Annotated in this window: 7 protein-coding genes; 4 read left to right on the forward strand and 3 right to left on the reverse strand. The window is 70.0% G+C overall.

What is annotated here, in order from left to right:
- Nucleotides 1-159 precede the first annotated feature (159 nt).
- Nucleotides 160-1,050 carry an EamA family transporter gene (locus JHL17_RS09325; RefSeq protein ID WP_200192370.1) on the reverse strand — a complete coding sequence of 297 codons (891 nt, stop codon included), beginning with the start codon at nt 1,048-1,050 and terminating at the stop codon, nt 160-162.
- A gap of 109 nt (nt 1,051-1,159) precedes the next feature.
- Here JHL17_RS09325 and JHL17_RS09330 point away from each other — a divergent pair, with 109 nt between their 5' ends.
- Nucleotides 1,160-1,645, forward strand: a complete 486-nt coding sequence (locus JHL17_RS09330; protein ID WP_200192372.1) for an Lrp/AsnC family transcriptional regulator — start codon at nt 1,160-1,162, stop codon at nt 1,643-1,645.
- Nucleotides 1,646-1,652: 7 nt separating this feature from the next.
- On the opposite strand, the gene JHL17_RS09335 is transcribed toward JHL17_RS09330, so the two are convergent.
- The gene (locus JHL17_RS09335) at nt 1,653-2,759 is read right to left on the reverse strand and encodes a hypothetical protein (protein ID WP_200192374.1); all 1,107 of its coding nucleotides are present in this window, start codon (nt 2,757-2,759) and stop codon (nt 1,653-1,655) included.
- Nucleotides 2,760-2,943: 184 nt separating this feature from the next.
- Here JHL17_RS09335 and JHL17_RS09340 point away from each other — a divergent pair, with 184 nt between their 5' ends.
- Complete coding sequence (locus JHL17_RS09340) at nt 2,944-3,930, forward strand: aldo/keto reductase (protein WP_200192376.1); 987 nt, start codon at nt 2,944-2,946, stop codon at nt 3,928-3,930.
- A gap of 173 nt (nt 3,931-4,103) precedes the next feature.
- On the opposite strand, the gene JHL17_RS09345 is transcribed toward JHL17_RS09340, so the two are convergent.
- Nucleotides 4,104-5,078: an MBL fold metallo-hydrolase gene (locus JHL17_RS09345; RefSeq protein ID WP_200192378.1), complete on the reverse strand. Its 975-nt coding sequence runs from the start codon at nt 5,076-5,078 to the stop codon at nt 4,104-4,106.
- Between the two features lie 129 nt (nt 5,079-5,207).
- On the opposite strand from JHL17_RS09345, the gene JHL17_RS09350 reads away from it, so the two are divergent.
- Entirely contained in the window at nt 5,208-6,425 is a 1,218-nt protein-coding gene (locus tag JHL17_RS09350) for an ATP-dependent DNA helicase (RefSeq protein WP_200192380.1), read from the forward strand.
- 126 nt (nt 6,426-6,551) lie between these two features.
- Nucleotides 6,552-7,667: a YeiH family protein gene (locus JHL17_RS09355; protein ID WP_200192382.1), complete on the forward strand. Its 1,116-nt coding sequence runs from the start codon at nt 6,552-6,554 to the stop codon at nt 7,665-7,667.
- Nucleotides 7,668-7,822: the final 155 nt, after the last annotated feature.

Raw genomic sequence — 7,822 nt, forward strand, 5'->3', positions numbered from 1 at the left:
CCCCCTCACCCCAACCCCTCTCCCGCGAGGGGAGAGGGGCTTTTTCAATTTCAAACTGTGCACCTTGTTGCAGGCGCGAGATCTGTGCATCCCGTAGCCCTCTCCCCGGGGAGAGGGGATTATTGCTATATGCGATTGGCGCGAGACATCTCAGGACCGTCACGCCGTTCCGCGCCGGCCCTTGCCGAGCGCGCTGCCGGCCGAGGCGACCATGATGCAGGCGATGGCGGCCCATTGCACGGCGCTCAGCCGCTCGCCCAGCATCAGGAAGCCGATCAGCGCCGCGACGGCGGGGGAGGCGCTGACGGCGAGGCCGAACACGGGACTCGGCAGGCGGCGGAGCGCCATCATTTCCAGCAGGTAGGGCACCATGCTCGACAGCACCGCCACCGCCAGACCGGTGAGCAGCACGGCCGGGACCAGCAGCCCGGTGCCGGCATGGGCGATGCCGAGCGGGACGGTGAAGCTGGCGGCGACCAGCATGCCCCAGGCCACCGCCTGCCCGCCCGGCAGGGACGAGGCGCGCTTGCCGAACACGATGTAGAGCGCCCAGCAGAAGGCCGCCGCCGCGGCATAGGCGACGCCGACCGGGTCCAGCGCGGCGGATGCCTCCCGCAGCGGCAGCAGCAGGGCGAGACCCGCCGCGGCGCAGGTGATCCACAGGAAATCCTTCAGCCGGCGCGACCCCAGCAGCGCCACCGCCAGCGGCCCGGTCACCTCGATGGCGATGGCGATGCCGATGGGGATCAGCTCCATCGCGCGGTAGATCGACAGGTTCATCGCGCCCAGCGTGACGCCGTAGACCAGCAGGTTGCGCAGATCCCCGCGTCCGGGCAGGCTGCGCCACGGGCGCAGGATCGCCATCAGCATCAGCGCCGACAGCCCGACGCGCAGGGCGGTCACCCCCTCCGCCCCGACCAGCGGGAACAGCGACTTCGCCGAGGCCGCCCCGACATATTGCGACAGCAGCGACGCCAGCAGGATCAGCAGCGGCAGCGCCGCCGGCTCGGGCCGGGTGGCGGCAGGCGTTTCGATGGAGGCGTTCGCCACGGGTCCGGCTCCCGGCAAAAGAAGGTCGGACGAAAAGATACTGTGACGGAGGGGGGCGGGGCGTTTAAGTTTCGGCCATTCGACGCATTGTTCTTTCGCAAAAGCCGCCATGCGCTCAACGATCGCTCGCCCGCCCGATCAGCTTGACGACCAGGACCGCGCGATCCTGCGCATCCTCCAGCGCGACAACAAGACCTCGCAGCGCGAGGTCGGCGAGGCGGTCCATCTCTCCGCCCCGGCGGTGCAGCGCCGCATCGCACGGATGGAAGCGGCCGGAATCATCCGCCGCAACGTGGCGGTGGTCGATCCGATCGCAGTCGGGCAGGGGGTGACGGTGGTGGTGGAGGTCCAGACGGTCAACGACCGTTCCCCGACCATCGCCGCCGCCAAGCGCCTGTTCCGCGAGGCGCCGGAGGTGCAGCAATGCTATTTCATCACGGGAAAGGCCAGCTTCGTCCTGATCCTGCTGGTGCCGGACATGGCGAGCTACGAGGTTCTGTCGCGCCGGCTGTTCGCCGACAACGAACTGGTGCAGTCATTCCAGACCATGGTCGTGCTCGACCCGGTGAAGGTGACGCTGGAGGTGGATCTGTAGAACGACTTCAGTCCGGCCACTCCTCGTGGCCCCAATCCTCGGCATCGGGGTCGGCGGTGCCCAGCGGCGCGACGGTGGCACCGGCGTCCAGCGCCGCCGCCAGCCAGGGTTCGACGCCCGCGACCGGGGACGTGCGGCACCAGCGCCGCCGCCGTCCGTCCCACCGGCAATGGCCTTGCCGCTTCATCTCCTCCCGCAGCTCCCAGGACGGGATGGAGGGGAAGCGGAGTTCCAGGCCGCGGTCGTTCTGCAGGATCTCCACGCGCTCTCCGTCGGCTGTGGTGTGGGTCAGCCCGTCCTCCAGCACCTTGCGCAGGGCGGTGGCGCGGTCCTCGCGGACGCGCGCCTCTGCTTCGCGCTGGCGGCGGCGTTCGGCCATGGCGTCGGCGATCCACTCCGGCGGTTCCTCCAGCACGCGGTAGCCGGCGCCGCCACGCGGGCCGGGCGCCTCCTCCAGCAGGCCGTCGCGGACAAGGTCGGCCAGCAGGGCCTTCAGCCGGTCGCGGTCGGCCGGGATGCCGGGCAGACGGTTGGCGGCGGCATCGGCGACGGTGAAGCGCTCGCCGGCGCCCCAGCCCTCGTAAATCGCTGCGGCGAGGCCGTGCAGTTCGGCGATGCGGGCGCGCTGGCCGGCCAGATGGCCGGCGACGATGGGGTTGGGCGGCAAGTCGACCCGCCCGGTCAGGCCGCAGGTCCGGCATTGCCAGCCGCCGGGATCGGACAGGAGTATCTGGGGGGCGCAACGGCGCTTGCGGCAATGCTCCTCGCTGCCCGGTTCCGGCAGGCCGCGCCCGCTGTCCAGCAGGGCACGGATGGCGTCGAGCGGCGTGTCGGCGACGCTCCGCAGCCGGTCCAACACATCGGCCGGCAGCCAGATTTCGGTGCCTCCGGACTCGTCTGCGACAGCGAAGCGGCTCTTCAAGGCACTGCGGCGGGAGGGCGTCAGCAGGGTGAGCACCCGTTCGGCGGTGTAGCTCTCGTCGAAGACGTCGGCGAGCAAGGCCGCCAGATCGTCGAGCGTCGCCGGGGCTGCCAGGGCGCCTTCGTCCCCGGCGGCGAGGATGCGGCGGGCCTCCGCGAGAATTTCCGTGCTTTCTTTCGCTCCCGTCGCCATCTGCGTCCTGATCCCTGCCCGTTCCGCCCCATGCCCGCTCCCGCGTAGCAAGCTGGGCATGCCGGAAACGGCAATCAAGCGCCGGCTGGACAGTCGGTAGTGACCGGATGAGGCCGGAACGGTCCGCCGAAGCGCGATGTTGGTCGGGCACATCGAATGGCGTCATGGACGGAAAGGTTTTCCCATGTCAGACAGCACGCATTTCGCCCCGCCCGGCCCGCTCGGCTTCGGCGGCGCCCCGCTGGGCAACATGTTCGAGGAGGTGACGGACGAGACGGCCGAGGCCACGCTCGACGCCGCCTGGGAGGCCGGCATCCGCTATTTCGACACGGCCCCCGAATATGGTCCCGGCATTTCCGAGCACCGGTTCGGCCATGTCCTGCGCAACCGGCCACGCGACGAATTCGTGCTGTCGACCAAGGTCGGCCGGCTGCTGCGCGCCGACGCGAGCAAGGGCGGCCGGCATGGTCCCTTCGTGAAGGGGCTGCCGTTCCGCGTCGACTACGATTACAGCGCCGGCGGCGTGCGGCGCTCGATCGAGGACAGCCTGCAGCGGCTGGGCATGGCGCGCATCGACGTCGCCTATATCCACGACTGCGCCGAGGACGCCCATGGCGACCGCTGGCTGGAGGTGTTCGACACCGCCATGAAGGGCGCCGCCGTGGCGCTGACCCAGTTGCGCGAGGAGGGGGTGATCCGGGCCTGGGGCCTCGGCGTCAACCGGGTGGAGCCCTGCGTGATGGCGCTGGAGCGGGCGGACCCGGACGTCTTCCTGCTGGCCGGACGCTACAGCCTGCTGAACCAGCCGGCGCTGGACGAGCTTTTCCCGCGCTGCGCCGAGCGTGGCGTGCATGTGGTGGTCGGCGGCCCCTACAATTCCGGCCTCATCGCCGGGGGGAGCACCTTCGAGTATCAGGAGGCGTCCGCCGACAAGGTGGCGGCGCGCGACCGGCTGGCGGAGATCGCCAAGCGCCACAACGTCGACCTGCGCGCGGCGGCCCTGCAGTTCTGCGCCGCGCATCCGGTCGTCGCCTCTGTCATTCCCGGCACCAAGAATCCGGCGCGGGTACAGGAGAATGTGACGCTGATGGGCCAGCCGATTCCTGTCGACTTCTGGCGGGAACTGAAGGCTTCCGGCGTCCTGCCGGAACAGGCGCCGACCCCGGCTTGAGCAGCAAGGCGGTAGCGGCGCTGGCGCCCCGGCGCCGCGCCGTCGGCCGGGGTGATGACGGGCTGCTTGCCGCCGACAGCCCGAACAGGATGCCGCGTGGGCGGCCCTGGCCTGACGCAGCGGCACCCAGGCGCCGCGGATCGAGATGGAGCCGCCGCTGATCCGGCGATTATTCAGGCATCGACGGCCGTCCCCGGGTGCCCCACCTCGAAGCGGGCAGGGTCGATGCCATGGGCAGCCAGCGCGGCGCGCAGCCGTTGCGGCGGCTCGTCCCGCGGCTCGTCGGTCAGGGCGAAGGTGCCCCAGTGGATGCCGACCGCCTTCCTCGCCCCGACATCCATCATGATCCGCACAGCCTCGTCCGGGTCGCAATGCTGGGCCGACATGAACCAGCGCGGGTCGTAGGCGCCGATGGGGATCAGCGCCAGATCGCAGCCCCCCAGCCGCTCGCCGATCGCCCGGAAGGCGGCGCCGCTGCCATAGCCGGTGTCGCCGGCGAAATAGACCGAGCCGGCCGGCGTACGCAGGACGAAACCGCCCCACAGCGCCATCCGCCGGTCGCGCAGGCTGCGCGACGACCAGTGGTTGGCCGGCACGATGTGGACCTCGGCATCCGGGCCGATCCCGAACCGGCTCCACCAGTCGCCCACCGCCGTCCGCACCCCCGGAATGTGCCTGCGCAGGATGGTGTCGTTGCCGAGCGGGGTGACCATCAGCGGCGCGTCGCGCTGGTGCAGGCGCTTCAGAGTCGCCACGTCGAGATGGTCGTAATGGTTGTGCGACAGCAGCACCGCGTCGATCTTCGGCAGATCGTGGAAGCGGATGCCGGGCGCGGTCACCCGTTTCGGCCCGGCGAAGCGGACCGGGCTGACGCGGTCGGACCAGACCGGATCGGTCAGGACGTTCAGGCCGGCGGCCTGCACCAGGGTGGTGACATGCCCCACCACGGTCACGCGGAGGCCGGGGAAGCTTCGCGCCGGCATCACCGGTGTGACCGGCACCCGTTTGGGCCATTTCGCCGCCTTCCGGTCCCACTGCCAGCGGAGGACCTGACGGAGGCTGCGATCGGTCTCCGGCTCGTCGGGATTGAAGAAACGCAGCCCGTCGAAATTCGAAGAGACGGGACCCTGCCAATAGGGATTGCGCATGCGAACCGGATCCTTTGCAACCATGGTTCCGGAGGAGATGGTGTCGCCGCGGCGAAGTTCTATGGACCGTCGGTGGGGGGCCGGGTTATTGTGCCGGCTTCATTCATGGTTTGATCCCGGTTCGATCCAATGCAGTCCGATAGCCCGACCTCCGACAGCCCGACCGACGAACAGAATCGCGCCATCCAGGCGATCGACGCCTGGTACAAGGACGACGACGCCCAGCAGGTCTTCTGGCTGGCCGGGGAGGCCGGAACCGGCAAGACCAAGACCACCGCCTTCGCGCTGGAGCATCTGCTGGAGCGCCGCCGGCTGACCGACTATGTGGTGGGCGCCCCCACCGGCAAGGCGGCCCAGGTGCTGCGCCAGAAGGGGATCGAGGGGGCGGCGACCCTGCATTCGCTGCTCTACGCCCCGCGCAAGGACGGCGACAGCGGCGAGCTGTTCTTCGCTCGCCGCAGCGACGGGCCGGTGGCCGACGCCGACCTGATCGTCTGCGACGAGGGGTCGATGGTCGGTGACGATCTGGCGCGCGACCTGATGCGGACCGGCAAGAAGATTCTCGTCATCGCCGACGACTACCAGCTGCCGCCGGTCTCCGGCCAGGGTCTGTTCACCAGCGGCGAGCCGGATTTCCGCCTGACCGAGCCGCACCGCACCGCCCGCGAAAGCCCGGTGATCCGGCTGGCCCACCTGCTGCGCCGGCAGGAGATGCCGCGGCGCTTCGGGTCGGTCGGCAAGGTCCATGTCCTGCCGATGGAGCAGCGCACCCAGTCGCTGGTGATGCGCCCCTCGTCGCAGGCGATCTGCGGCACCCACCGCGTCCGCACCAGCTACACCAAGCGGATGCGCGCGCTGCTCGGCCACGACTCCACGATGCCGCAGGCGGGGGAGCGCGTCATCTGCCGGCGCAACCAGAAGGACGAGGGGCTCTACAACGGCATGATCGGCGCGCTGACCCGCCCGGCCGCCGAGGCGCAGGGCCGCGACGCCGGGCTGTGGTCGCTCGGCGTGCAGATGGAGGACGAGGTGCGGTCGCGCGGCAAGCTGATCGTCCATCCCTGGATGTTCCAGGCCCATTACACCGAAGGCATGGTCCAGCCGCGGGTGGGGAAGGACATCCAGCTCTATGACTGGGCGTGGCTGATCACCTGCCATGCCTCGCAGGGGTCGGAGTTCCCGTCGGTCACCGTGGTCGACGATTCCGCCGCCTTCCGCGAGCATCGCTGGCGCTGGCTCTATACCGCCGTCACCCGCTCGCGCGACGAGCTGGTGCTCCTGCTGCGCAATGCCGACCTCGGCGGGCCCTGGCGCATGCCCGAATTCTACGACGGACTGCCGGCCTGATCCATAAACTCAAGTTATCGAACGCATCAGGTCTTTGCGTTGGATGTGATCGGATGCGGTCTCCATAATTCTACGCATCGGAACGGTGTTTTTGCCCGTTCCCGACCGTTCATGGAGACCCGTTCGATGACTCCCGACCCTGCGGCACCGGTAAAGGCGGTGCCGGGAAAGCCTGCGTTTGCCCATCCTGCACTTGCCCATGTCCGCAGCCTTCTGCCCGGCCTTGCGCTGTGCGTCGCCGTCACGGCACTCGCCTTCGCGGCGGCGTCGGCGGAGAGGACGCTGTTCGGCGAGGCATGGATCGAGGCGCTCGTGCTGGCGATCCTGATCGGCACCGCCCTGCGCACCGCCTGGACGCCGTCGGCAAACTGGCATCCGGGCATCGCCTTCTCCGCCAGGATCCTGCTGGAGGTGGCGGTCGTCCTGCTCGGTGCGTCGGTCAGCGCCGCCACCATCCTGTCGGCGGGGCCGGCGCTTCTGCTGGGGATCGCCGGGGTGGTGGCACTGGCGCTGCTGGCGGGGTTCGGGATCGGGCGGCTGCTCGGCCTGCCGGTGCGCATGGCGGTGCTGGTGGCCTGCGGCAATGCGATCTGCGGCAATTCGGCCATCGCCGCGGTGGCGCCGGTGATCGACGCCCACAGCGACGACGTCGCCGCCTCCATCGCCTTCACCGCCGTTCTGGGCGTCGCCGTCGTGCTCGGCCTGCCGCTGCTCGGCATGGGACTGCGGTTGAGCGGGGTGCAATATGGCGCGCTGGCGGGGCTGACCGTCTATGCCGTGCCGCAGGTGATCGCCGCCGCCGCGCCGCTGGGCGCCACCGCCGTGCAGGTCGGCACGCTGGTGAAGCTGGTCCGGGTGCTGATGCTGGGGCCGGTCTGCCTGCTGCTGTCGCTGCTGGCGCCCCGGCTTGCCGGAGAGGAGAACGACGCCGGTGCCGAGCGTCCGCGCCCGGCCCGCCCATTGGCCCGTCCGCCGGTCCATCACCTGGTGCCGTGGTTCATCCAGGGCTTCCTGGCGATGATCGCCCTGCGATCGTGCGGCCTCATCCCGCAGGCCGCCCTGCCGGCAATGGAGCATGCGGCGACCCTGCTGACCGTGGTGTCGATGGCGGCGCTGGGGCTGGGAGTCGATGTGCGGACGGTGGCGCGGGCCGGCGGGCGGGTCACCGCGGCCGTCGTCCTCTCGCTGCTGGCGCTGGGCACGATCAGCCTGACGCTGATCCATCTGATCGGCCTGACGTGAAATCGGGCGGGAGTCTACATCCGCCGCCCGCCAGCCAGGGCTCCGAAGCCGGGTTAACGGCGGTTTACGAACGTCGCGGTTTCTGATTCGGTGGAGGCCCTCGTCTCGGAAGGGCACACCATGAGTTCGATCGAAGCCGGATTTGGAGAGAAATC

Origin of the sequence: Azospirillum endophyticum, assembly GCF_016595245.1 — a bacterium.
Lineage (GTDB): Bacteria > Pseudomonadota > Alphaproteobacteria > Azospirillales > Azospirillaceae > Azospirillum > Azospirillum endophyticum.